Origin of the sequence: Microbispora sp. CSR-4 (assembly GCF_008033685.1) — a bacterium.
Classification (GTDB): domain Bacteria; phylum Actinomycetota; class Actinomycetes; order Streptosporangiales; family Streptosporangiaceae; genus Microbispora.
On sequence record NZ_VJVX01000223.1, the window covers coordinates 1 to 672 of the forward strand.

At 69.9% G+C, this 672-nt stretch carries 1 protein-coding gene and 1 pseudogene; both read left to right on the top strand.

All coding sequences use genetic code 11. The features are described 5' to 3' along the window. A pseudogene (locus tag FLV34_RS39550) lies at positions 1–208 on the top strand (roadblock/LC7 domain-containing protein); the annotation flags it as partial. A 119-nt stretch (positions 209–327) separates the two neighbouring features. Then, the coding region (locus FLV34_RS39555; RefSeq protein ID WP_187280894.1) for a DUF742 domain-containing protein at positions 328–672 on the top strand (345 nt) is incomplete at its 3' end.

Genomic DNA, 672 nt, shown 5'->3' on the forward strand with positions numbered 1-672 from the left:
TGGCCCGGTGACGCAGACGGTGGTGGAGATGCAGCGGGGGCTGTTGCTGATCATGTCGATCAGTGACGGGTCCTGTCTGGCGGTGCTGGCGGCTGCCGATTCCGATCTGGGTCTGGTGGCCTATCAGATGACGTTGCTGGTCGAGCGGGCGGGTCAGGTGCTGACTCCCGCGGTCCGCGCCGAGCTCCAGGCGTCTCACCCGCGGTGACGGAAGACTCCGCGAAGTGAGGCACGCGGTGGAGGACAGATCGGGGAAGACGCCCTGAGCGGGCGGCCTGGACAGGTCGCCGGGTTCCGGAGCGAGAGCGAAAAGGTCAGGAGGACGCTGTGGCAGGCGGCGGCTGGAACAACGAGGCCTATCCGCCGGTGGGCGACCACCGGCAGTACGGCGGCACGAACCCCGTCCCGACGCCGGCGCCGACGGAGCAGAGCTCGCTGGTGCGGCCGTACGCCGTCACCGGCGGGCGTACGGCTCCTCGGCTCCAGCTCGCCATGGAGGCCCTCGTGTCCTCCGCCACGGTGATGCATCAGGACCTCTCCACGCTCACCCCGGAACGCCAGGCGATCAGCACGCTGTGCCGTCAGGTGCGGTCGGTGGCCGAGGTGTCGGCGTTGCTGCGGATTCCGCTGGGTGTGGTTCGCGTGGTGATCGCGGACATGGCGGCGGAGGGG